Source organism: Ruegeria sp. CE12 (assembly GCF_056537525.1).
The window spans coordinates 24923-46264 of the sequence record NZ_JBQFRS010000013.1 but is presented as its reverse complement, the minus strand read 5'-3'; the positions used below and the strand labels follow the sequence as shown (position 1 = coordinate 46264).

General features: G+C 56.1%; 22 protein-coding genes. 6 read left to right on the top strand and 16 right to left on the bottom strand.

The window, feature by feature from the left end; translation table 11 throughout:
* Window position 1: 1 nt before the first annotated feature.
* The 9 genes from ACR0IO_RS20885 to ACR0IO_RS20845 form a co-directional block, all read right to left on the bottom strand.
* Window positions 2-1015: a catalase gene (locus ACR0IO_RS20885; RefSeq protein ID WP_480744382.1), complete on the bottom strand. Its 1014-nt coding sequence runs from the start codon at window positions 1013-1015 to the stop codon at window positions 2-4.
* Window positions 1016-1176: 161 nt separating this feature from the next.
* Complete coding sequence (locus ACR0IO_RS20880) at window positions 1177-2226, bottom strand: patatin-like phospholipase family protein (protein WP_155147973.1); 1050 nt, start codon at window positions 2224-2226, stop codon at window positions 1177-1179.
* A 186-nt stretch (window positions 2227-2412) separates the two neighbouring features.
* Window positions 2413-3600, bottom strand: a complete 1188-nt coding sequence (locus ACR0IO_RS20875) for an NnrS family protein (RefSeq protein ID WP_480744379.1) — start codon at window positions 3598-3600, stop codon at window positions 2413-2415.
* Window positions 3601-3610: 10 nt separating this feature from the next.
* Window positions 3611-3850 (bottom strand): NnrT protein, encoded by a 240-nt coding sequence (locus ACR0IO_RS20870; protein WP_155147970.1) that lies wholly within the window; start codon window positions 3848-3850, stop codon window positions 3611-3613.
* Window positions 3847-4020 (bottom strand): protein NnrT, encoded by a 174-nt coding sequence (locus ACR0IO_RS20865; protein WP_155147968.1) that lies wholly within the window; start codon window positions 4018-4020, stop codon window positions 3847-3849. The genes ACR0IO_RS20870 and ACR0IO_RS20865 overlap by 4 nt, the downstream gene beginning before the upstream one ends.
* 1 nt (window position 4021) lies before the next feature.
* Window positions 4022-5908 carry a nitric oxide reductase activation protein NorD gene (locus tag ACR0IO_RS20860; protein WP_480744377.1) on the bottom strand — a complete coding sequence of 629 codons (1887 nt, stop codon included), beginning with the start codon at window positions 5906-5908 and terminating at the stop codon, window positions 4022-4024.
* A gap of 5 nt (window positions 5909-5913) precedes the next feature.
* A complete protein-coding gene (locus ACR0IO_RS20855) occupies window positions 5914-6708 on the bottom strand; it encodes an AAA family ATPase (RefSeq protein ID WP_480744374.1) in 795 nt (264 codons plus the stop codon).
* Between the two features lie 3 nt (window positions 6709-6711).
* A complete protein-coding gene (locus tag ACR0IO_RS20850; RefSeq protein WP_480744372.1) occupies window positions 6712-8061 on the bottom strand; it encodes a cbb3-type cytochrome c oxidase subunit I in 1350 nt (449 codons plus the stop codon).
* Between the two features lie 21 nt (window positions 8062-8082).
* Window positions 8083-8535 (bottom strand): c-type cytochrome, encoded by a 453-nt coding sequence (locus tag ACR0IO_RS20845; RefSeq protein WP_155147961.1) that lies wholly within the window; start codon window positions 8533-8535, stop codon window positions 8083-8085.
* Window positions 8536-8558: 23 nt separating this feature from the next.
* On the opposite strand from ACR0IO_RS20845, the gene ACR0IO_RS20840 reads away from it, so the two are divergent.
* Window positions 8559-8870, top strand: a complete 312-nt coding sequence (locus ACR0IO_RS20840) for a DUF1858 domain-containing protein (protein WP_480744368.1) — start codon at window positions 8559-8561, stop codon at window positions 8868-8870.
* Between the two features lie 8 nt (window positions 8871-8878).
* Here ACR0IO_RS20840 and ACR0IO_RS20835 read toward each other — a convergent pair whose 3' ends face one another.
* The gene (locus ACR0IO_RS20835; RefSeq protein ID WP_480744366.1) at window positions 8879-9589 is read right to left on the bottom strand and encodes a Crp/Fnr family transcriptional regulator; all 711 of its coding nucleotides are present in this window, start codon (window positions 9587-9589) and stop codon (window positions 8879-8881) included.
* Between the two features lie 156 nt (window positions 9590-9745).
* On the opposite strand from ACR0IO_RS20835, the gene ACR0IO_RS20830 reads away from it, so the two are divergent.
* From ACR0IO_RS20830 to ACR0IO_RS20820, 3 genes are read left to right on the top strand one after another with little or no spacing between them, the layout of a single operon-like run.
* Window positions 9746-10177, top strand: a complete 432-nt coding sequence (locus ACR0IO_RS20830; protein WP_480744364.1) for a pseudoazurin — start codon at window positions 9746-9748, stop codon at window positions 10175-10177.
* Window positions 10178-10237: 60 nt separating this feature from the next.
* A complete protein-coding gene (gene nirK / locus ACR0IO_RS20825) occupies window positions 10238-11455 on the top strand; it encodes a copper-containing nitrite reductase (protein ID WP_155147955.1) in 1218 nt (405 codons plus the stop codon).
* A gap of 19 nt (window positions 11456-11474) precedes the next feature.
* Window positions 11475-12224, top strand: coding sequence for a formylglycine-generating enzyme family protein (locus tag ACR0IO_RS20820; RefSeq protein ID WP_480744361.1), 750 nt, complete (start codon window positions 11475-11477; stop codon window positions 12222-12224).
* Between the two features lie 41 nt (window positions 12225-12265).
* Here ACR0IO_RS20820 and ACR0IO_RS20815 read toward each other — a convergent pair whose 3' ends face one another.
* From ACR0IO_RS20815 to ACR0IO_RS20800, 4 genes are read right to left on the bottom strand one after another with little or no spacing between them, the layout of a single operon-like run.
* Complete coding sequence (locus ACR0IO_RS20815) at window positions 12266-13114, bottom strand: ABC transporter six-transmembrane domain-containing protein (protein ID WP_480744359.1); 849 nt, start codon at window positions 13112-13114, stop codon at window positions 12266-12268.
* A gap of 6 nt (window positions 13115-13120) precedes the next feature.
* Window positions 13121-13540 (bottom strand): DUF2141 domain-containing protein, encoded by a 420-nt coding sequence (locus tag ACR0IO_RS20810; RefSeq protein ID WP_480744356.1) that lies wholly within the window; start codon window positions 13538-13540, stop codon window positions 13121-13123.
* Window positions 13537-16665 carry an efflux RND transporter permease subunit gene (locus ACR0IO_RS20805; protein ID WP_480744353.1) on the bottom strand — a complete coding sequence of 1043 codons (3129 nt, stop codon included), beginning with the start codon at window positions 16663-16665 and terminating at the stop codon, window positions 13537-13539. The genes ACR0IO_RS20810 and ACR0IO_RS20805 overlap by 4 nt, the downstream gene beginning before the upstream one ends.
* Window positions 16666-16668: 3 nt before the next feature.
* Window positions 16669-17817, bottom strand: coding sequence for an efflux RND transporter periplasmic adaptor subunit (locus ACR0IO_RS20800; protein WP_480744351.1), 1149 nt, complete (start codon window positions 17815-17817; stop codon window positions 16669-16671).
* Between the two features lie 105 nt (window positions 17818-17922).
* Between ACR0IO_RS20800 and ACR0IO_RS20795 the strand changes: the two genes are divergently transcribed.
* Complete coding sequence (locus ACR0IO_RS20795; protein ID WP_480744349.1) at window positions 17923-18537, top strand: TetR/AcrR family transcriptional regulator; 615 nt, start codon at window positions 17923-17925, stop codon at window positions 18535-18537.
* Between the two features lie 27 nt (window positions 18538-18564).
* On the opposite strand, the gene ACR0IO_RS20790 is transcribed toward ACR0IO_RS20795, so the two are convergent.
* Both ACR0IO_RS20790 and ACR0IO_RS20785 read right to left on the bottom strand, forming a co-directional pair.
* A complete protein-coding gene (locus ACR0IO_RS20790; protein WP_480744345.1) occupies window positions 18565-19266 on the bottom strand; it encodes a maleate cis-trans isomerase family protein in 702 nt (233 codons plus the stop codon).
* A 1-nt stretch (window position 19267) separates the two neighbouring features.
* Window positions 19268-19702, bottom strand: a complete 435-nt coding sequence (locus ACR0IO_RS20785; RefSeq protein WP_480744341.1) for an SRPBCC family protein — start codon at window positions 19700-19702, stop codon at window positions 19268-19270.
* A gap of 154 nt (window positions 19703-19856) precedes the next feature.
* On the opposite strand from ACR0IO_RS20785, the gene ACR0IO_RS20780 reads away from it, so the two are divergent.
* Window positions 19857-21341: a trimethylamine methyltransferase family protein gene (locus tag ACR0IO_RS20780; protein WP_480744338.1), complete on the top strand. Its 1485-nt coding sequence runs from the start codon at window positions 19857-19859 to the stop codon at window positions 21339-21341.
* Window position 21342 lies beyond the last annotated feature (1 nt).

The window sequence follows — 21342 nt, the reverse complement described above, 5'->3', positions numbered from 1 at the left end:
ATTAACTCCGCGAAAATGGGCATGGTGATCCGTTCCGCCACTTGCTTGAAATCTTGTAAGATTCCTTGCGTATATGCAGCACCGGATCATCTGACGCCTCGATACCATCAGTCAGGAGGCCCGGATTGAAGCTGAGCTTCTCGCACTGCTCCTCCTGGTTCTCGGGTATGGCGTCGAGCGTGAGCGTTCCCATCATCACCCTTTGCCGATGCGGTGGCCAAGGTCGTGACGAGTCATTGAAGTCATCGCCTACTTCGCCAATTGTCATCATCAGCGAAAAACGAGCCGGTTCGTTAGCAATGCGGTCCACAAGTTCTTGCTTTAGGTAATCATCGACCGGCGTTTTGTTGGGATCGGTTCTGAGAACACCCGCAATCGGCTGCCAGCTAAACCGCACCCAGCGGCGCGTGTTGTCAGGATCAGTAACCACGAAGGTGTGGACCGCGTGATATGCCGCACGCACATAACTCACCGGTGCGCCAATGGTTGCGGCCTGTAGCACGCCAAGCTGCGCATAGGCATTCTTGTCCGCAAAGCGGATAGCTCCTGCATCGGGGCTAATGGTTTCACCCGGATATGGATCACGTTCGGGCAGTCTCAGGTGTAGCAGTTCCAGGATTTTCTTCCACGGAGATTGCCCCTCATATGGCGCCGGGGCTGCCTCCAGCGCAAATTCCAGAAACGCCTCGGGCGTAGGGGCAAAAAACTCCGGCAAGGTCATTGCGATAAGGTCGGTGTCGCTCCCGTCAGACAGATGGAAACGTACCGCCATCCCCCGTACATCAGACCAGCCGTCTCGTATCGTTGCGCTGCCCGAACCGTTTGAAAACCGAACGATTACGTTTGTTTTTTCTGCTTTGAAATGCTCTGCAATACAGAAGTTGCCCGCGATCGGTGACGGTTCAAAAAATCCTGTGGCGCTGACACCAAATGTGTGAACGGGGCGCAACGAAGTGTCGCCATCGCTGCGCTGTAGAACTTCGACCAATTTCTCGGCAATGTTGGGATCGTCCATATGCCTCCCCTTCGCGTATGAACAAATAAGACTTGGGCGTTAACCTTTATGGTTTAGCCGCTATCGCAACAAACACTTCGCATTTTCTGGAAAGTGCCACAAAAACAAAGCGGAGTGTGTTCTAGTATCCCCAATCGATGTCCCGAAGTCTCTCAATAGGACTACCATCCACGAAGCATCTGCACCGCGCGCATCCAATCCTCGGATTCTTTGATTGACTGATAGGCCTCATCCATCAGGTCATAGGCGGCGGGCTTGTGTGTCGACAGCCCTACGACCTTGGGCAACGGTGGGTTCAGGCGCACCAATCGATCTTTCAGCACCAATCGCGCCATCCAGTACTGGTTCTCCGCCGAAGTCGTTAGCAACAATTCAATCAGCGCGCCGCGCGGTGCGTTCGAGGTTATCCCAAACCACTTTAGCAGACCCCAATCGTCAGGGTCCTTGATCATCTCTTCCGAGATATCCGTAGGCTGCTGACCGGTTCCGATCGACAACGCCTCGATTTGCTCTAGCCCTTCAGCCCGATCTGCAGCTATCGCTATGTTGATCCCATTCAGCACCGGATTGTTCGCAAAGGTACCGCCATCAGCGAAGTACCCGTAATCAACCCCATCCGCCGTTATCAGGTGCGGTGGAAAATATGTCGGGGCCGCCGAGCTTGCCAAGGCAACGTCAAGCAATTTGACCGCGCTCATATCCAGCCATGATCCATTGCCCAGATCCTGGTTGGTGACTGTAAATGGCGCCCAGCCGGCTTGATCACTGCGATGCAGGCACACTGTATTGATGGCCATCACCAGATCCGAAGAAATTGATCCAACGGTCCGATCACCGACAAGGGTCTCGCCGATCTCAGCCAAACCGGTCGAATTGTACTGCGCAGCTGTAATTCCCGGGCCGCCACCGAATTTGAATTTTCTAAGTACTTCATCGAGCGCTTTGTCTACCAGACTACGCTCATTCTCTCTGAAAATTGTATCCGCATCGTCACGATAATGCGATGCAAGATCCGTTATCAATGCGGTCAGATCTTTTCCCTGAGATCTGCCATCTGCCAAAGCGACCGCTATCAAACCACCGGTCGACGTTCCTGCAAAACCATCGGCCTTTTCCAGAAACTGAGTTTCCTCCTGCAGACCCTGCAAGATCAAACATGTTAGATATCCTCTGATCCCGCCCCCATCGCAGGATACCAGCCTGAATGCCATCCGCCTTCATTCCGTTCGTTCGCTTCCAGTGCGTTTGATGATCACTGAACGGTTGTTCCAACTACCCCCGGAACTTTCCGTCAAATGTTCACACTGACTGCTTCGTTTCCCTCACCCTTTTTTATCACGTTAATAATTCCACGCCAGACAAGACCGCAAAGTCTGGGGCACTCAAATTGGTGTGATTTACACCTTCGCCTGTCTTGGCCGCAGCAAGAGAGGACCATATCCCCAGAGGAATCCGCCAAAAGACAGTAGCCAGAGCAACCCGGAAACTTCTGTCAAAACTGGAAAGCTATCCGCGCCGAACCGAGCGATGACAGCACCAAAGAGCGAGCAATAGACAATGACAGTCAGCAGATTGGCATGCAGAGGTTGCCCGGTATGTCCAAGGGTAGCGCGGGTCATGACTGCTAAAGTCATCCCCCCGATGCCGCCGACCATCCACAAGTGTTGAGCCGCGGCTATCCCGTCGCCTTTCAAAATGGCCATACCCAACACCAAAGCCCCGACAGGAATGAATGCGTAAGAAATGTGCAGCACCCAGACCAGGGGCTCAGTAGCTGTGTGATAACCTTTCCAACGCAGCAAGCGCACCAGATGCAGAGCGCCAAGGGTACACAGCAGTAATGCAGACAAAGTAAGTTCAGGCGCAATAACCCAAATCAAAAGACCTGCAATCGTCAGCAAAAGCAGAAATTTATCGAACCGCTGCATGGGTGGAACGGGCAAAGGTTGGTAATTATGTTGAACCATCCAGTTGCGGGTAAACGATGGGATAATTCGGCCCCCAATGACAGCGATCATCATCACCGCCGTAGCCAGCCCCAAACGCAGACCTGCCCCCTGAGCTGCAAATTCGCCGGTTGCCGCTTCGATATGGAACAGCGCATTGGCTATGGTGAACGCCGCTAGCAGTCCCAAGACGATCAGGTTACGCCAGTTTTTGCCTGCCACGATCTCTCTCAGAACGACGTACCCGAGTACTGTGGTGAAAGACAAATCGACCAAGGCAGCCGCCCACGGTGTCAGTTGCGCGGAAAAAAGTACTGAGACCCGACCTGCGATCCAGAGAGCAACCAGCCCCAAAAGGGGCCAGCCAACCAGTGGAAGTCTTCCGGTCCAGTTCGGCACAGCCGTCAACAAAAAACCTGCCAGAACGGCATTTAGGTATCCAAACAGGAATGCGTGAGCGTGCCAGGAAACCGGATCAAACCGCGTAGGCAGATCAAACGCACCCGATAACGTCGCGATCCATAGCAACATGGAAAACACGGCCCAGACCGCACTGAACAGAAAAAATGGGCGAAACCCAAAGCTGAGCAACGCTGGTCCGTTCCAGGCTCGCATTTGCTCCGACGACGTTTGTGCCATGAGGTGTCTCCTAATTCTTATTGAGACCATCCGCGACATCCATCAGGTGCCGGATGTGGCGTGCAAAATACCAGGTTGCAGGCAGGCCAATAAGACAGCCCAATACGATGGACCACCCGGTTGAAATGACCGGAACTCCCAGCCAGCTGAAGATCAGCGAGGCAAAGAACACATTCACCGCCGCAGCCCCTGCACCGAACGGATACAAGGCCAGTGTTATATGTATGGTGGACCAGCCTTGTCGGTTCATCTGCGCGCGACCAGCCGTTGCACTGCAATCAGCGCGATGATCAAGGCGATGCTGCCGATGGCAAACCAGAACTCTGCTGTCGCAGATTGTGGTTGTGGGATGGGACGGTCGAACCCTTCGGACCAGGCTGGGGCGGCGACAAGTGTCAGGAATATAGCTGCAATACGCATGTCAGGTCTCCTTCGTCAGAGTGCGGTAGATATCGGGTAAGGCGCGCGTCAGGCGCTCGGGTGAGGGCAACAGAGTAAATCCGCCACGCCCGAAGATGCGCGCAAACCAATCCTGTCCGTCTTCGTCGATGACAACACCATGCAAGCTCAGACCGGCACGGCGTGCTTCGCGAACGGCCATATGACTGTCTTCGATCCCGTGCTGACCTTCGTAATGGTCCAGATCGTTTGGCTTACCGTCGGTCAGCACGATCAGTAACTTATGAGCCGACGGCTCCTCGGCCAGCTGGGCACTGACGTGACGGATCGCAGCCCCCAATCTCGTGTAGTGCCCGGGCGTTAGCGCGCCGATATTTGCCGTGATTTCTGCGCTCATCGGGGCGTCGAAGGTTTTGCAACGGGTCAGGAAAACCCTGTCACGCCGCAACGAGGAAAACCCCCAGATGCCCAACCGATCACCTGCGGCATCAATGCCCGCCGCCAATGCACTCATGGCTTCGCGCGCAACTTCGATCACCGAGGTATCACCGATGGCCGCCTCGGTTGATCGGGAGCTGTCGATCAGGAAAGCGACGGACAGGTCACGCTCGATTTGACGGACCGCTTGCCAGATACGGTCTGAACCGCGCCCGGTCGCGGCGAGATCGGCACGCGTGGTCAGCAACGCGTCCAGATCCAGTTCTGACCCATCGACCTGCCTTGGCTGTAGAATGCGGCGGGGACGCAGTGCCTCAAACTGTCGGCGCACCTCGCGGACGCGGCGTTGGTTCGGAACGAACGGCTGTGAGGCATCCGGTTGAGCCGGTGCATCCAGCACACGGCAATGACCTTCCATGTAAGATCGTGAACGATGGTTCCATTCGGGATAGGTATGCTCACCGGCCAGAGCCTCGTGATCGGCATCGGCGGGGGAAAGATCAAGATGCAGGCGCAGGCGCGTGGCCGCCTTGCGGTGCTGTTTCGACAGAATGATCTCGTCCTGATCCTCGGCCGCTTTCTGGGCGTTCTCGTCATCGTCGTCATCGACGCTGCGGTTGATATTCATCGACTCGACCCATGACAGGATCGATTCAAAGCGGTGGATGATGAAGCTATCCTTCCGGTTCTGCTGGTCCTGATCCCTGCGGTGGCCCAGTTTCCGGCTGGTCAGCGCCGCATTGGGCGGAGGGGCCGCAGGATCAGCCTGTTCTTCGGTTGCCGCCGCACCCGATCCGGGGCGGGCAAAGCGCAGCCAGATCGGCACCGGGGCAAAGGGTTTATAGCCGCGCGGGGCGGTTTCGACCCCGATCACCGGTGTCGCACCGCAGAGCTGATCGCGGATCGCGGTTTCGATCTGTGCCTCGGGTGTCGGGCGCATCACGTCGGGACGTGTGGCGGCACAGTGTTCTGCCATTCGGGCGTAGTCTTGGCGCAGGCCCGGGCAGCGGGCATAGACCCGGTCGGCGGTCACGGCGTTGGCGCGAATTTGCGCCCCGTCCATGGCGGGGCCGTCACCTTCCAGATCGAAATTGGCCATATCACTGACCGCCGCCAGCGCGGTCAGCCAGAAATAAGCGGCGCGATTTAAGCGTGACTCCGGGAAGGCGGCGATGACCGGAGGCAGCGACAGGCGTTCGCCGTCGTAACCGGCCACCCATTCCCGGTCCCGCTCGGCCCCCAGATTGCGGCGGACGGGTCGGCGGTGACGCACCAGCGTCGCGGCGGCCTCGGCCAGTTCCACGCCGGGCGCTCCGCCCAGCGCACGGAACAGGACCGCAAGGCTGGGCTGGACCGAGGCAAGGGAGATACCAGCCTCGGGGTAGCTGACATGCACCGCGATCCCGCTGGCCATCTCGTGCCAGAGATTGCCAACGGTTTCTTCGGGTTCCATGAGATCGAGAAGTCGCATGACGCTTATCCGTAAATGGTGGCAACCAGATCGCGCAGCGCCTGCTGCATGTCGGTCTCGTCAGTCAGGGGTTCGACGATGGCAGCCTCAATCGCCTGGCTGACCCCCATGCCCCCGGCCATCAGCGTGGCGGCATAGATCAGCAGACGGGTCGAGACGCCCTCTTCGAGGTCCATACCCGACAGCGCCCGGATATGACCGCCCAGACGGACCAGAGGCGCGACACGGCCCGGTTCAAGACGACTTTCGCGGGCCACGACGGCGATCTCGGTCTCTTCGTTGGGGAAGTCGAACGAGATCGACAGGAACCGCTGCCGGGTCGAGGGTTTCAGCCGCTTCAACACGTTCTGATAACCGGGGTTATAAGAGGCCACGAGCATGAAGCCCGGAGGCGCCACCAGTTCCTCGCCGGTGCGGTCGATCATCAGCGTGCGGCGCGTGTCGGTGAGCGGGTGCAACACCACGGTCACGTCCTTGCGGGCCTCGACCACCTCATCAAGGTAACAGATGCCACCTTCGCGTACTGCGCAGGTGAGCGGGCCGTCGACCCAGACGGTTTCCCCGCCTTTGAGCAGGTAGCGCCCGATCAGGTCGGCCGCCGACAGATCATCATGGCAGGCAACGGTATAAAGCGGTTTGCCCATCTTGGCCGCCATATGTTCGACAAAGCGTGTTTTTCCGCAGCCGGTCGGCCCCTTCAAAAGAAGGGGCAACCCATTGTCATAGGCCGTCTCGAACAGCTCGCATTCACGCGCGACAGGCTGATAGAACGGCAGGGTTGGAGGGGTTTGCATGTTCATGATTTACTCTCCAGGAACCGAGCTGACCGAGCCGGGCGTGATGATCTCTTGCTTGCGCACGACCAGCATCGAGTAGATGAACAGAAGCGCACCGATCACCACGGCGGCACCGGCGCCGAACCGCATCAGGTAGAAGACGGACAGGGCGTCCTGCACATCCATGTAGTAGTCGCCGACCACCCGCTGCATATGGGTCTGGATGGTGCCCGCGAAAGTCAGCACGAAGGTCATGAACGCCATGCCGCCGGTCATCAGCCAGAACGAGGCCATGTTCAGCACTTGATTGTAGGGCGCGCGGCCCCGCAGCATCGGCATCGCGTAGGTGAAGACCGCCAGGTTCAGCGCCACATAGGCCCCATAAAAGGCAAGGTGACCGTGGGCTGCGGTGATCTGCGTGCCGTGGCTGTAGAAGTTCACCCCGTGCAGAGTGTGCAGGAAGCCCCAGACACCGGCGCCGAAAAAGGCCACGGTCGAAGACCCCAGCGACCACAGAAGCGCCGCCTTGTTCGGGTGGTTCTTGCGGCCCTTCCAGACCATGACGAAGGCAAAGCTCATCATCAGGAAGAAGGGGATCACCTCGAAGGTCGAGAAGATCGAGCCGATCCACTGCCAGTAGCCCGGCAGACCGATCCAGTAGAAATGGTGCCCGGTGCCGAGAATGCCGGAGAACAGCGCGGTGGCGACGATGACATAGAGCCATTTTTCCACCACTTCACGGTCCACGCCTGTCAGCTTGAGCAGCAGGAAGGCGAGGATGGCGGCCATCACCAGTTCCCAGGTCGCTTCGACCCACAGGTGCACGACGAACCACCAGTACATTTTGTCCAGGCTGAGGTTGTCCGGGTTGATGAACGCAAACACCCAGAGCAGCGACAGCAGCCACAGGCCCATCAGCAGCACATTGGTGATCGCCGTTTTCTTGCCCGCCAGAACGGTCATTGAGACGTTGAACAGAAAGATCAGCGCCGCGACGAGGATGCCGAACTTGACCCACAGGGGTTGTTCAAGAAACTCTCGTCCGCCGTGGATGCCGACCAGATATGAGCCGACCGCACCCAGCGTCCCCACCAGCAGGATGATGAGTTGCAGATAGGCCAGCTTGACCGAGTAGATCTCGCGCTCGGATTCCTCGGGTATGAGGAAATACGCCGCCCCGAAAAAGCCGAGCAGCAGCCAGACGATCAGCGCGTTGGTGTGGATCATGCGGATGATGTTGAACGGCAGAAGTTCGGATAGGAAGTTCGGCGAGACATAGACCCAGCCAGCCAGAAGCCCGCCCAGCACCTGAATGCCAAATAGGGCTATTGCAGCCAGAAAATAGTAATACGCCACTTTTTGAGATTGGTATTTCATGCGATTTCTCCTTAGTGCCGCTTAGCCAGCGTCGTTGGGCGGCCAGCCCTGCGTGTCGGTCTGATCCGCCCAGCGAAGGAACTCGGCGAGGCCGCGCATCTCTTCTTCGGTCAGATCGAAATAGGGCATCTGGCGGCGGCCCTCGACGCCCGATGGCTGCGCCTTCATCCAGCCATCGAGGATTTCATAGGCGTCCTCGGGCGAGTCCATGACGTCCCAGCGGGTCATCACGTTGCCCAGCTCGGGGGCGAAATAGGCGCCTTCGCCGTGCAGGCTGTGGCAGTTGATGCAGGAATGGCGTTCCCAGACATGTTTGCCCAGAACGACCTCTTCGCTGAGTTCCATGCCTGCGGTTGACGTATTAACCACGTAACGGTGGCTGTGGACGGTCATCGCCACGAAGATCACGACGAAAAAGATCGAGCCCCCGTAGAAGATGTTTCGCGCCCGCGATTTGGTTAAGATTTCAGCCATGCGTCGGCCTCCTTCAGATCGGGATGCCTATTGCTAGCCCGAGCGAAGAAGGCACTGTTTGCGCCAGCGCAACGTTTGGAACGGTTCCAAGCCTAAAGTCGAGGGTGAGAGGAACCCCAATGCCTTGCCCGAACATTGACGATCCAGACCTGACGCTTGCGGATCTTATGACGCGATGGCCGCAGACAATTCGTGTTTTCCTAAAACATGGAATGTTATGTGTCGGATGTCTTGTGAACCCGTTTCACACCATCTCAGACGCCTGTCTGGAATACGATCTGGATGAAACGGCCTTTTTGGAAGAGCTGAAGAGCGCAATTTCCAACTGTGCCTGACCGGGCGGCTAGCCCTGGCTGAGCTCGACCAGCGCGTGGGGATCGCATACTTTGATGCGCTTACGTTTGCTTTCAACGATACCCTGCTTTTCCCATGCGCTCAGCAATCGGCTGACCGTATGCAAGGTGGTCGCTGTAAGTTCCGAGAGATCCTGTCGGGTGATGGGAAAGTCAATCTCAATCCCATCCTCCACCTTGCGACCGGTCTGATTGATAAGACGCAACAGCGCGTTAGCTACGCGCTGTTCCACCTGTTGCGTCGCAAGCTCCACAATACGGGTGTTCATTTCTCCTACACGGTGGCCAACCGTCTTGTAGGTTTCAGTGGCGAAGCCTTCGTATTCGGTGACGAAAGTATCCCACAGTCTGGTGGGCCAGCTCAGCGCAATGGACTCTGTCGCCGTAACCGCCGTGGCCGGATAAGTCTCGCGCCCGATCGCCTTTGCAATTCCCAAAAGTTGACCAGCGGGGATATGCAACGCGGTGACCTGTTCACCGGTCTGCGTGACCCGCACCACCCGGACATAGCCATCCAGCAACATGAAGAAACGATCGGCCGGATCTTCTTCTTCAAAGATATGCGCGCCCGCTTCATAGCGACGCGAACTGGCCTGATCCAGAATCGTGCGGATTTGCCGACGATCCAGTTTTGAGAATGGTGGCAAATGCGTCAGCAGGCTTTCATCAAGCCGCGGCAATATTTTCTTGGCTGCTTCCATCATGGCTTACCTGATTTGGCACAATCACCGCCGCAAAACCAGATCGTAACGGTCAGTGTTTCCCGAAAACGCAGCAAACCTTGCGCCAGCGCAAATTGCAGATCACAGAAATCAATAGAGTCAGGCCCAAGAGATCATTCAGGAAAGGACAATTCGATGATCCGCACGCTTACAACCGGCGCTGCACTGGCCACCCTGCTGGCTGGTGCCGCCTTCGCGGAAACCTTCGAGGTGCAAATGCTCAATAAAGGCAGTGATGGCGAGCGCATGGTGTTCGAACCCGCGTTTATCCAGGCTGCTCCGGGCGACACGATCAAGTTCATCGCATCGGACAAGGGCCACAACGCTGAGACAGCCAAAGGCATGCTTCCTGATGGCGCCGAGCCCTTCAAGGGCAAAATCAACGAGGAAATCGAGGTCACGCTGGATACCGAAGGCGTCTATGGCGTGATCTGCAAACCCCACTACGCGATGGGCATGGTGATGACCATAGCGGTGGGTGACGTTGAAATTCCCGAAGATTTTCTTGAAGGCCGCGTCCCCAAAAAAGCCAAGGCGCGTTTCACAGCTCAACTTGAAAACTTCTGATCCCCGATACGGCAGCGAAATACTTACACGCTGCACCCATCCGACCTCAAGGAGGATACCATGACCAAGTTCATCAACCCCGGCCTTATGAAAACCAGCCGCCGCAATGTGTTGCGAGGATCGGTTCTGGCAGGTGCTGCAGCAATGACCGGCGCAGGTGCCATGGCAGCTCGTCGTACACCAATGCCGCTCAAGGCAGATGCAACCTCGGCAAAACTCTACAAAGTTGCGGGTGAACAAACGGCTGACAGCACAGCCAAACCGGCGGATTTGTCTGGTTATACCCGTGTTAAACAGGAGCTCGTTGCGCCACCCTTTGCACCAGAGCACGAGCAGGTGGCCACAGGCGGACCAAAGATCATCGAAATCACCATGGAGACAACCGAACGTCTTATGGTCGTTGACGAGGATACCGGCGCGTCTGTCTGGGCACTGACCTACAATGGCTCAGTCCCCGGTCCGCTTATCATCTGTCACGAAGGCGACATGATCGAACTGACCTTGCGCAACCCCGAAGACAGCGTGATGGAGCATAATATCGACTTCCATGCTTCGACTGGTGCCTTGGGCGGCGGTGGCCTGACCCACGTCTATCCGGGCGAAGAGACTGTTCTGCGCTGGAAGGCGACCAAACCTGGTTGCTTCACCTATCACTGTGCGCCAGGCGGAGCGATGATCCCGTATCACGTCACCCACGGCATGAATGGTGCAGTGATGGTACTACCACGCGATGGCCTGAAGGACAAAGACGGTAACCCGCTGAAATACGACAAGATCGCCTATATCGGTGAGCAGGATTACTACCTGCCCAAAGATGAAAACGGCGAGTTTAAAACCTACGAAGTTGCAGGGGACGATTACGCCGACAGCCTGGACGCGATGCGTACTCTGACACCGACCCATTCGGTCTTTAATGGTGCAGTTGGTGCTTTGACAGGTGAAAATGCGCTCAAGTTCAATGTGGGCGAGACGGTTCTAATGATCCACAATCAGGCAAACCGCGACACCCGTCCGCACCTGATTGGTGGTCACGGCAACTATGTCTGGGAAACTTCGTTCAGCGATGATCCTCTGACCGGTGTCGAAACATGGTTCGTTCGCGGAGGGTGTGCAGCGGCTGCGATGTACACGTTCGAGCAGCCCGGCGTTTATGCCTATGTGAACCACAATCTGATCGAAGCTGCGCTTCTTGGAGCTACCGCGCACTTTATCGTTGAAGGTGAGTGGGACAATAACCTGATGGAACAGGTTGTAGCACCTCGCCCATTTGCAACCTGATTTCGGGATCCAAACAATCATGAAAACCGTCGCCACACATAAATTCACCCAACCGATCGTCATCATCGGGGTTGGTGCAGCAGTGGCGGCGGCTCTGGCCGGAGGGGTGTTCTTGCTGAATACCCCTCTTCCCGCATCTCAACCACTGCCAGAAATGGCTGAAAGACCGGTTTCTCTGCCAGATGGTGATCAGCTTTATGTACAGCGCCACGAGGTGACGGTTGCAGAATGGAACCTTTGCCATGCCGATGGCGGTTGCACCCTGAAATTGCGTACTCGCAATGGGTTCACACCCGATACAACACCAGCAACTGGTCTCAGCTTTGTTGACGTTTCCGAATATCTTCGGTGGTTTAACGAAGCTACGCGACACGATTTCCGGCTGCCCACAACCGCCGAGTGGGAACATATGGCCCAAACGGTCTTGCCAGAAGAACCGGATCCGATCTTTACCGACCCATCGCTGACTTGGGCCTCAAGCTACCTCAATGAAGGCCTCACACCCAGAGCTTTGAAGCCACAGGGCAGCTTTTCAACCTCGCCCGAAGGTGTCGTTGATCTGGATGGCAGCGTCTGGGAATGGACGCAGGAATGCTACTCAGGGACAGAAGCCGATCCTGATCGCTGTCCGGCCTTTTTCGTCGGCGGCGAACATCTGGCCGCCGTGCCATTCCTTGTTCGCGACCCTGCCCGGGGTGGCTGCGCTGTTGGCTCGCCTCCTGCTCATCTGGGTATGCGTCTGGTATCGGATACACCGGTTGGAAGCTAACAGGTCAGATACCATGCTGCCTCAAGTTCGAATGCGGACCGCTAGTTGCTCGCCAGACGTTTCGTAATCTCTGACAAACGCGACCATGACTGCAGTGTGATCGGCAATGCCAATGCCGCCTCTGTGAATTCCCAAGAATAGCTGACGATAGAAAAGATAGCTCCCGCTGTTACTCCAAGCTGAGTGGTCGCAAACCACAGGTTAAACAGCAGCATTCCCAGAAGCAGTATAAAGATCGCGCCGTATAGCACCGCCTCGACATCCGACAGGGCAACTTCGTAACGGCGCAGTCTCAGCAGATGTAGAAGAACAGGTCGGTCGCGCCGTGTTTCGAGTATGCTGACCTGCTGCTCACTCTGATGGTTGAGCGCCCCGTTCCAGCGATAGAATCCGCTGTGGAACAGAGAGTAAATTAGGACCATCCCAATCAGCACCACTGCTGCCGCCAACGCCAAAGTTGGCGAAAACAGATACAGCAACACAATCGCGGCAACGAACTGTACGGTGCCAGCGATTGCCTCGGGCAAAACGCCTTCCAGAAAGTCGGCCAACTCGCGGCCCATTCCGAGACGCGCATTCAGCTTTGACACAGGCAAATCGCGGGAACGCGCGACCTGCGCTTTGCCAATCTCAACCCGCATAGTGCCGTAAACGCGCGTGTCGTAGATACGCCGGATCACGCTCAGTACAATCAGCACGAATAGCAGCCCGGCCAACTGGGCCAAGGCACGGGTTTCCCCGGCCAAAAGCCCATCAATTGCAAACCCGATGAAAAGCGGGATCAATACGGTGATCCCTGTCTCGGACAGGATCAAGAGCCAGGTCAATCCGACCTGCAAGCGGAAAACACGCAGCAGCGTACCGATCGAAAAGGTCTGCCCGTTCAGCATTGCAGTTTACTTGTCGTAGTAGAGGCTGATGCTGACATCCCCCGGCATGACCGAGGCCGCTGCGAAATCGGTATCAAACTCTGGCGTCGGCACTCCGGATGCGCCGATCCCTTCCAGCAACCGCTCACCTTCCATGTTCAGGTTCTGGTCGCCGTTTTCATCATGCAGCGCCAGCACTGCATACGGACCTTTATTCAGCGCTTTGAATTCATGCTGCACCACGCCTTGCTTTGCCGGAACCTCGGCATAGTCAACGGCTTTGGTCATATCCAGTGTGTCGAAAGCCTTAGCGTCGTCAAACACGATGATCAGCAGCTTTCCATTAGCGTTGCGGACGCCTTCAACCGTTAGCGCAATGCCATCCGCCAAGGCTGGGGCAGAAAACGCAAGCGTCGCGAGTACAGAATGGAAAATAGAACGTGTCATGTTGTGGACCTCTGTTGATAGGATTGAGAAGGGGTCTTGCGGAAGAGCGCGATGAAATCTTCTGAGATCGCGATCAGCACCGGCACGAGGATCAGCATCAATGCCGTGCCGAATAGTTCTCCGAAGGCAAGCGATACAGCCGCGGGGATCAGATATTGCGCCTGTTCTGACGTCTCGGTCAGCAGCGGCAGCAAGCCGATCACCGTCGTTGCGGTGGTCAGAAAGATAGCTTTGAAGCGACCGATACCTGCGCTGTGAATGGCACGGTCGACGGTGTCACCTTCGTCGCGCGCCTGATTGTAGCGGGTTATCATCACCAGACTGTCGTTCACGACCACACCGGTCAGTGCGAGCATTCCGAAGAAGGAAAAGAGCGACAGGGACACACCCATAATCATGTGTCCGACAGCTGCCGAGATGAAGCCAAATGGAACGATGGCCAGGATGACAAATGGCTGCCAATAGCTTTTCAGCGGCACAGCCATCAGTACATAAATCAGGACTGCCGCCAGCAGAAGCGCTCGTTTCAGGCCACCGCTGATATCTCCCATTTCTTCCAGTTCGCCCGCGGGCAAGACCTTTACGCTCGGGTACTTGGCCGCCAATTCCGGCACAAGCTGTTCAAAAACAGCCTGAGCAACCTCTTCCGGAGCAACAAGGTCTCGGTCAATCGAGGCTGCAACGACATTCATGCGCCGCCCGTCGCGACGCTGAATCGTCCCCGAAACATAGCTGCCCTGCACATCAGCCACAGTTTCCAGCGGAACCCATGCACCATTGGTGCTACGCAATCTTGTCTGCACCAGGTCTTCGATCGTGTCCCGATTGGAACGCCCGTTCTGAACGACAACTCTCACCTCTGAACCGTCACGGCGCAGTTTAGTCACTTCGGCACCGCCAAATCCGAACCCGATCTGGCTGGCCAGAGTTTCAGCATTGAACCCTAAGCTGCGCGCATCCGGACGCAGGCTCAATTTGAGTTCGGGTTGCCCACCGACCAAACCATCGCGGATGTTGCTGACGCCTTCGATATCAGCCAGGAATTCCTGCATTTCTTCGCTGGCCAGACGCAACAGATCCTCGTCCTTGGACATCAGCCGGATACGGAAGCCACCTGCGAGTTCTTCTGACCCTGTAAATTCAAGCTCGGTCGCCCCTTCAACTTCTCCCACACGCTCCCGCCATTCTCGGACGACATCCAGGATTGGTACTTGAGGCCGTTCAGCCACTGGCAACATTTCGGCAAAAATCTGTGCGCTGCCTGCGCTATTGATAATGGTAAAAATGGTCTGGATCGGGGGCGATACCATGCCCGTATCTGCTGCGACTTCAGCGTTCAGTTCCTCACCAACTGCTTCGATCCGATCAACGTTTTCACGTGTCAGTGCGAAGGGCGCACGCGCATCCATTTCCAGGTTAATAGTGATTATCTGTCCGGGAACATCGGGGAAGAAGACGGTTTTGACCTTGCCTTTGTACATCAGTCCCAAACCAAGCGTCGCCGCCGCAATGAACAGGACTAGAACTGCGTAACGTTGCCGTACCGAGGCGACCAAGACCGGTTGATAAATACGGTCGCGGAACCAAATCAAGCCGCCCTGAGCTGCGTCCTGAATTCGCCCCCAGATCCGGGTGAGCAAATATCGACGCTCCTGCCCCAGCGGTACATGCGCCAGATGGGCAGGCAAGATGAACTTACTTTCGATCAGCGAAAAGATCAGCGTCAGGATCACGATGCCTGAGAAACCAGCCAGCACTTTGCCCAGCGGGTTATCGATCAGCAACATGGGGAAAAACGCCGCGATGGTTGTGAGCACGCCAAAAACCGTCGCAACAGCAACCCGGTTCACCCCGCGTTCGGTGCCTTTGATCGGATCCTTTTCCTTACTTCGCTCTTCAAAGACGCTTTCGCCAACAACAACAGCGTCATCTACCAGAATGCCCAACGCAATGATCAGACCAAAGGTCGTCACATCATTCAGGGAATAATCGATCCATCTTGAGCCCGAGACCGCGATCGCGCCCATGACTGAGATCGGGATCCCCATGGCCACCCAAAACGCCAGCCGTACATTCAAAAAGACCGACAGCATCAGCGTCACAAGGATCAAGCCCTGCACCCCGTTCGATCGCAACAGCTCGAGGCGATCCGAGATGTATCCCGCACTGTCACCCCATATTTCGACCTGAATCTGCGGGGGCAACTGGTGACTGAAATCGTCAACCGTGTCGCGGACAACGCGGCTGATCTCAAGCAGATTTTCCTTCTGCCCAATCAGAACTTCCATGCCGACGGTTGGATTGCCGTTCAGACGAAACAGAAACTCTCCATCCAGAAAACCATCTTCAATCGTTGCAAGATCACCGAGCGGCACAAATGACCCGTCATCCCGTTCGATAACCGGCAACTCTGCATATTCAGGTGCATATTTTGCCCGGTCGTCAGCGCGCAGAAAGATGGTGCCGCCTTCGGTGCGCAATTGACCCGCCTGAAAGGTCAGTGAGTTTCCCCGAATGGCGCGGGTGATATCTGAAACAGTCAGCCCATATTGGCGCAAACGCTCGGGGTCTATCTCGATACGCAGTTCACGCGGGATCAGCCCCCAGATGTTCAGGCGTGACAGCTCTGGCTGGGCAAGCAGGTCTTCCTTGAGCCGTTGTGCCAAGGTCTGCAAAGTGGCCGGATCTGCGTCGCCATGCAGGTTTACGTATAGCGCAGGAAAGTCATATCCCGACGCCTCAATCACTGGGCGGCGCGCTTTGTCTGGCAGGTCCGTCAGGCCATCGATGCGAATACGCACCCGATCCAGAACTGCTTGCAGTTTCTCACCTCCGGCCCTGCGCACCGAAATCGAGCTGAGACCGTTTTGCGAACGTGATGAGATACTGCGTACACCTTCCAGACCCTCGAGCGCTTGTTCGACCTTCTGGGTAATAAGTTCATCCACCTGCTCGGCAGTGGAATCTGGATACTCGATCGAGATCGTGACGCTTTCAGGTGGAATACGCGGGAACCCTTCGATGCGGATATTCATCAGGGTCTGCACACCAAGAAAAAGGATCAGCGCCATCAGCAGGTTGGCGGCGACCGGATTGCGGATGAACCAGGATGTCAGGGTGTGCATGGCTTAACCCTCATCAACGCGGGGGGTGACGCGCTGACCCGGCAGAAACGACGCAAGCGGAGTTTTCGCGATGTGCCAGGGGCCCTGCCCTTCCGGCGCAGTAATTGTCACTGCGTTATCAGCGCGGAACAGAATATGCGGCTTGATCCGTTGCAACAGATTGCCGCCATCAACCACCCAAACATAACCTGCGCGGGTCAATGAGCTTTCGGGAAAGGTCAGTGTGTCAGAAATCGTTCTTCCGGGAATGGATACCCGCACAAAGTCACCTGCAAGCACCCGCTCATCCGGCTCGGAAACCTCCAGAAACACTCGCATCTGACGTGTTTCCTGATTCAGAAATCCCCCGCCCCGGCGGATACGCGCCTGCCCGATCCGGTCACCGTTGCGAAGCGTAAGAGTGGCCAGAGATCCGGAAATTGGATGCTGTAGCAACGCCCAGTCGTCCTGATTGAATTCTGCGAACAACTCGAACTGGCGATCGTCGGACAATCGCACCAAAGGATCGCCCGGACTAACAGTTTGCCCGAGGCTGGCAGCACGTCTGGTGACAAAACCGGAAAACGGCGCGCTTACCTCGGTATCTGCCAGATCGCGCTGCGCTGCATTCAGTCTTGATTTCGCCGAGGCTACGGTCTTTTCCGCAATGCGCAGTTGCGGCAAACGAATAGCAAGTTCCGTCGGAGGTTCTTTTTCATCCCGCTCGAATTGGCGGCGCGCGACAGTAACGTCGTTTTGTGCCCGCAACAAAGCCAATTGCGCCTGCTCCAGTTCCATTTCGGCTGCAGCAACTGCGCTTTCATACTGCGCCTTTTCGACAGAAAACAACGGATCACCCAAATCAACCCTTGATCCGGCCAGTGCGCCATCGTGCACGGCAGTAATACGTCCGGTCACCGCAGAGCGAAGCTCGGCATCCCACCGCGGCCGGACCTCTGCAAAAGTTGAAATCTCTGCCTGAACAGCTTGCGCGGACACTGAGACCACCGAAACCATGGGTGGGGGTGGTGGCGTATCCGTTTTTTGAACATCAATTGTGTCTTCGGCTTCGAACACTAAAAGCACCACGGCAATCAGAAGCGACAACGAGAGGCCGATCCATAACCATCGGCGCCAGTGCGTTCCGCTTTTTGCATTAGGTTCTTCAGGCATGTTCGAAGCCTTTCAATTGCGATCAGAATCAGTGAGCCAACTTGCATAGGCTGGTTTTTCGCTATATACTATGAACGATCGTTCGTTCAATATGTGACATAAAAAATGACCGAAAGCCGAAGCAAACAAGCCACCAAACGTGACAAAGCCACCGCCAAACGGCGCAACCAGATACTGGAAGCAGCGGTGATGTGCTTCCTTGAGCGCGGATATCACCAGACTGGTGTTCGCGACATCGCCGCTCGGGCCGGCGTTAGCTTGGGAAACCTCTATAATCACTTCCCCGGCAAGCACGATGTTCTGGTTGAGATCGCGGCACTGGAACGACAAGAGATGGAGCCGTTTCTCAAAATTCTCGCAGAGCGATCTACTGCCCCGCGCATTCTGAATAAATTCATAAAGGCTTATGCCAAATACCTGGCTGCCCCAGAGAACGTCATTCTGAGTCTGGAAATCGCCAGCGAAGCAATACGCCAGCCGGATATTGGGCGGCTTTTTCTGGAAAACCGAAACGAACTTGTCGGGGCACTCACAGATCTGCTCGAACGCGGTATTTCAGAGCATGATTTCCGACAGCTCCCTGACCCAAATCAGACATCGCAACTGATAATCGAGACCATCGAGGGCAGCGCTTTTCGCAGCGTATTGATGACGACCCCCATGCGCAAAATCACCAATAATGTTTTGGATTTCATAATGACGTCAGTCGTTTCGCATTGAAGTCTTTGCGGACCTGAACAACGAAAGTCAGATCGTCATAAGAGTGCCGTAACCAGTTACTGAATCTTTGATGCCAATCGCACGCAAGGTTTGCCAATAGACGGCGGCGTTGCAGGCAACAATGGGCTTGCCCAGTTCTGCCTCGAGTTCACCAATCAAGGACACAACAGGCAAAGCGGTCCCAACCTGCAAAACAGCATCGCATTCTGCCGCTCCGACCTCGCGAAACACCACCCGGATATCGTCAAGCGATGTTTCGCATATCTCGGGTAAGCTTGGTGCGCAGGTTCCCTTGATCGCAACGACTTCAAATCCCGCGGCTTCGGTATTTGCTTTTACGTGCTGGTCGATTTCGGCATTGAATGGAGTCACAACCGCAACTCTTCTGGCCCCCAGTGCTCGCAGCGCAGTATGATCCGCAGCTGAAGCATTCAGCACCGGTACACCGACCGCCTCCTCCAATTCATTGCAGCGGCGCGCCAATCTCTCAACACCACCGGGGCCTGCATCCGTGGTCAAGCCGATGCACAACGCAGCAGGATTGCAATCCATCAGCTTCTCAGCTTCTTCGATCAGGTCGTCCGAGACATTGTCACCGCCCAATCGAAAGCGCTGCATCTGATTGGTCACGCCTTCTGGCCTCAACAACTCCAGTTCAGGTTGCACGACTGTGTTCATTGCTGGTGTCATTACACCGATCACAGCACGGGGTGCGAGAGTGTCAGCCATCTCAGTTCCCTTTCAGAAATTCGTTCAACCCGGTCATGCCGCCGATGTAGATCTGATCCCCTACGATCGCCCCCATCTCGTTTTCCAGTTCCATGTCGCAGTCAAAGCGACTTTCCCAGATGCCTAAAGTCTGCTCCGTATGCGTGATTGGCACAAACCGATGGGTTGAGACGTAGTTGCGAACCGGTAAAGGGCTTTCGATAATATCGTAGGTGTAGAAATGTTCGGCATCGGAAAGCTCAAGAAGTGTTTCGCGAAACACCGTCCCATCCACAATATCCAAATGCCTGATGCTGCCCGGTGAGGTTGCCGAACCTGTTTCCATTCGGGCGCTCGTAACGGCCGGGTTCCAACCCGACACACCGTCAAATGCCCGGACAGCATACCAGACCTGATCAACCGGTGTATCCAGGATCATGCTTCGAAATACGTGCATCGCCACCCCTACTCCTTTGAATTGTAATCAGCTTAGATCGACTATGACCGACAACTGCCTGCAGAAAACGACGCCAAAGATGTCGTTTTGTCTATAGCATCTGCGCCTCACACCGCATTCCCTGAGCAGACAACAGCAAGTTTGGAGCCCGATATTGGCCAGACGAAAAAGGGTTATTCAGGAACCGCCAAAACTGCAGGTAACGCCTCCGCCACAGGGAGGGCGATTTCAACCTCTTGGTCCCAGACGACTTGCTGAGATCACCGAGGCTGCGTTTTCGATACTTGAGAAGATTGGAATGGCAGATTGCCCGGCCGATATCACCGCCCTCGCGATTGAAGCCGGTGCCAACCTACGTGACGATGGCCGGATTTGTTTTCCCAAAACCATGGTGGACGACATAATTTCGAAGGCCGCGCGCCGGGTGAGCATTCCGGGGTTTGTCGAAGATTTTGGTCTGACCGTCGGCGGTGGAAACGTACATATCGGCACCGGCGGTGCTGCCGTGGAAGTTCCGGATCAAGCTGGTGGATTCCGCGAAGCCAAACTCGCTGATCTCTATCAGCTCATGCAGATCGTTGGTCGCGCGGAGAACATCCACTATGGCGTTCGTCCGATCGTAGCCAGAGATATGCCTTCGCCCTGGGAACTTGACCTAAATACCGGCTTTGCCTGCCTCAAAGCATGCCCAAAACCCATCGGTATAAGTTTTGACAACGCCACCCATGTGCAGAGCGTAGCTGCTATGTTCGATATGGCGCTGGGACAGGATGATGCGTTCAGGCGGCAACCGTTTTGCATGGGCGTAATTGTCCATGCGGTCTCGCCTTTGCGATTTGCGCAAGAAGGCCTTGAGATCATGAAGGCCGCTATAGATGCGGGTATGCCACTGCAGATTTGTACGGCAGCACAAGCAGGAGCGACCAGCCCCGTGACACTCGCAGGTGCTCTGGCGCAAGGACTGGCAGAGGCGCTGGCCGGGATCGTAGTTGCAAATATTCTCAAGCCCGGGTTTCCAACAATTCTCGCATTCATGCCCTTCATCAGTGATTTGCGTACTGGCGCGATGACCGGTGGTAGCGGAGAAGCCGCTGTTGCCAATGCTGCCGCTGCTCAGTTGCTGCTGAACCTTGGCCTGCCCTCAACCGTTTCTGCAGGCATGACGGATTCCAAGGTACCGGATGCTCAGGCCGGATACGAAAAGGGATACACCGTGGCTCTGGCTGCTCAGGCGGGCGCTGACATGATCAACCTCAGCGTTGGTATGTTGGGTTCACTGATGGTGGCCTCACCCGAGGCATTAGTGATTGACGATGACATGTGTAGCGCCATTCTGCGATCAGTTCGTGGAGTGGAGCTGACGGACGACGCGCTTGATCTGGAGATGATCGAAGCCGTCGCATGCGGACCGGGGCATTTTCTGGGCGAGGCCCAGACCCTTGCTCGGATGAAAAGCGAGTACGTCTACCCATCGCTCGCAGATCGGAAGAGTGTACAGGATTGGCAAGATGCGGGCAGCCCTGATCTTGTAGATCGCGCCCGAGACAAAGTTGCCCAGCTGACGGATGAACCACCCGATCACCTGCCATCAGATCGCGAAGCGGCCATTCGAGCCGCCTTTGACATCAAACTATCATAGG

Coding starts and splice junctions, on each gene's coding strand:
- ACR0IO_RS20885 (WP_480744382.1), bottom strand. CDS start 1,015: ATGGACGATCCCAACATTGCCGAGAAATTGGTCGAAGTTCTACAGCGC.
- ACR0IO_RS20830 (WP_480744364.1), top strand. CDS start 9,746: ATGATCCGCACGCTTACAACCGGCGCTGCACTGGCCACCCTGCTGGCT.
- ACR0IO_RS20820 (WP_480744361.1), top strand. CDS start 11,475: ATGAAAACCGTCGCCACACATAAATTCACCCAACCGATCGTCATCATC.
- ACR0IO_RS20850 (WP_480744372.1), bottom strand. CDS start 8,061: ATGAAATACCAATCTCAAAAAGTGGCGTATTACTATTTTCTGGCTGCA.
- ACR0IO_RS20835 (WP_480744366.1), bottom strand. CDS start 9,589: ATGGAAGCAGCCAAGAAAATATTGCCGCGGCTTGATGAAAGCCTGCTG.
- ACR0IO_RS20865 (WP_155147968.1), bottom strand. CDS start 4,020: ATGCGTATTGCAGCTATATTCCTGACACTTGTCGCCGCCCCAGCCTGG.
- ACR0IO_RS20805 (WP_480744353.1), bottom strand. CDS start 16,665: ATGCACACCCTGACATCCTGGTTCATCCGCAATCCGGTCGCCGCCAAC.
- ACR0IO_RS20790 (WP_480744345.1), bottom strand. CDS start 19,266: ATGGCTGACACTCTCGCACCCCGTGCTGTGATCGGTGTAATGACACCA.
- nirK (WP_155147955.1), top strand. CDS start 10,238: ATGACCAAGTTCATCAACCCCGGCCTTATGAAAACCAGCCGCCGCAAT.
- ACR0IO_RS20855 (WP_480744374.1), bottom strand. CDS start 6,708: ATGAACATGCAAACCCCTCCAACCCTGCCGTTCTATCAGCCTGTCGCG.
- ACR0IO_RS20800 (WP_480744351.1), bottom strand. CDS start 17,817: ATGCCTGAAGAACCTAATGCAAAAAGCGGAACGCACTGGCGCCGATGG.
- ACR0IO_RS20815 (WP_480744359.1), bottom strand. CDS start 13,114: ATGCTGAACGGGCAGACCTTTTCGATCGGTACGCTGCTGCGTGTTTTC.
- ACR0IO_RS20795 (WP_480744349.1), top strand. CDS start 17,923: ATGACCGAAAGCCGAAGCAAACAAGCCACCAAACGTGACAAAGCCACC.
- ACR0IO_RS20845 (WP_155147961.1), bottom strand. CDS start 8,535: ATGGCTGAAATCTTAACCAAATCGCGGGCGCGAAACATCTTCTACGGG.
- ACR0IO_RS20870 (WP_155147970.1), bottom strand. CDS start 3,850: ATGAACCGACAAGGCTGGTCCACCATACATATAACACTGGCCTTGTAT.
- ACR0IO_RS20810 (WP_480744356.1), bottom strand. CDS start 13,540: ATGACACGTTCTATTTTCCATTCTGTACTCGCGACGCTTGCGTTTTCT.
- ACR0IO_RS20785 (WP_480744341.1), bottom strand. CDS start 19,702: ATGCACGTATTTCGAAGCATGATCCTGGATACACCGGTTGATCAGGTC.
- ACR0IO_RS20860 (WP_480744377.1), bottom strand. CDS start 5,908: ATGCGACTTCTCGATCTCATGGAACCCGAAGAAACCGTTGGCAATCTC.
- ACR0IO_RS20840 (WP_480744368.1), top strand. CDS start 8,559: ATGCCTATTGCTAGCCCGAGCGAAGAAGGCACTGTTTGCGCCAGCGCA.
- ACR0IO_RS20880 (WP_155147973.1), bottom strand. CDS start 2,226: ATGGCATTCAGGCTGGTATCCTGCGATGGGGGCGGGATCAGAGGATAT.
- ACR0IO_RS20875 (WP_480744379.1), bottom strand. CDS start 3,600: ATGGCACAAACGTCGTCGGAGCAAATGCGAGCCTGGAACGGACCAGCG.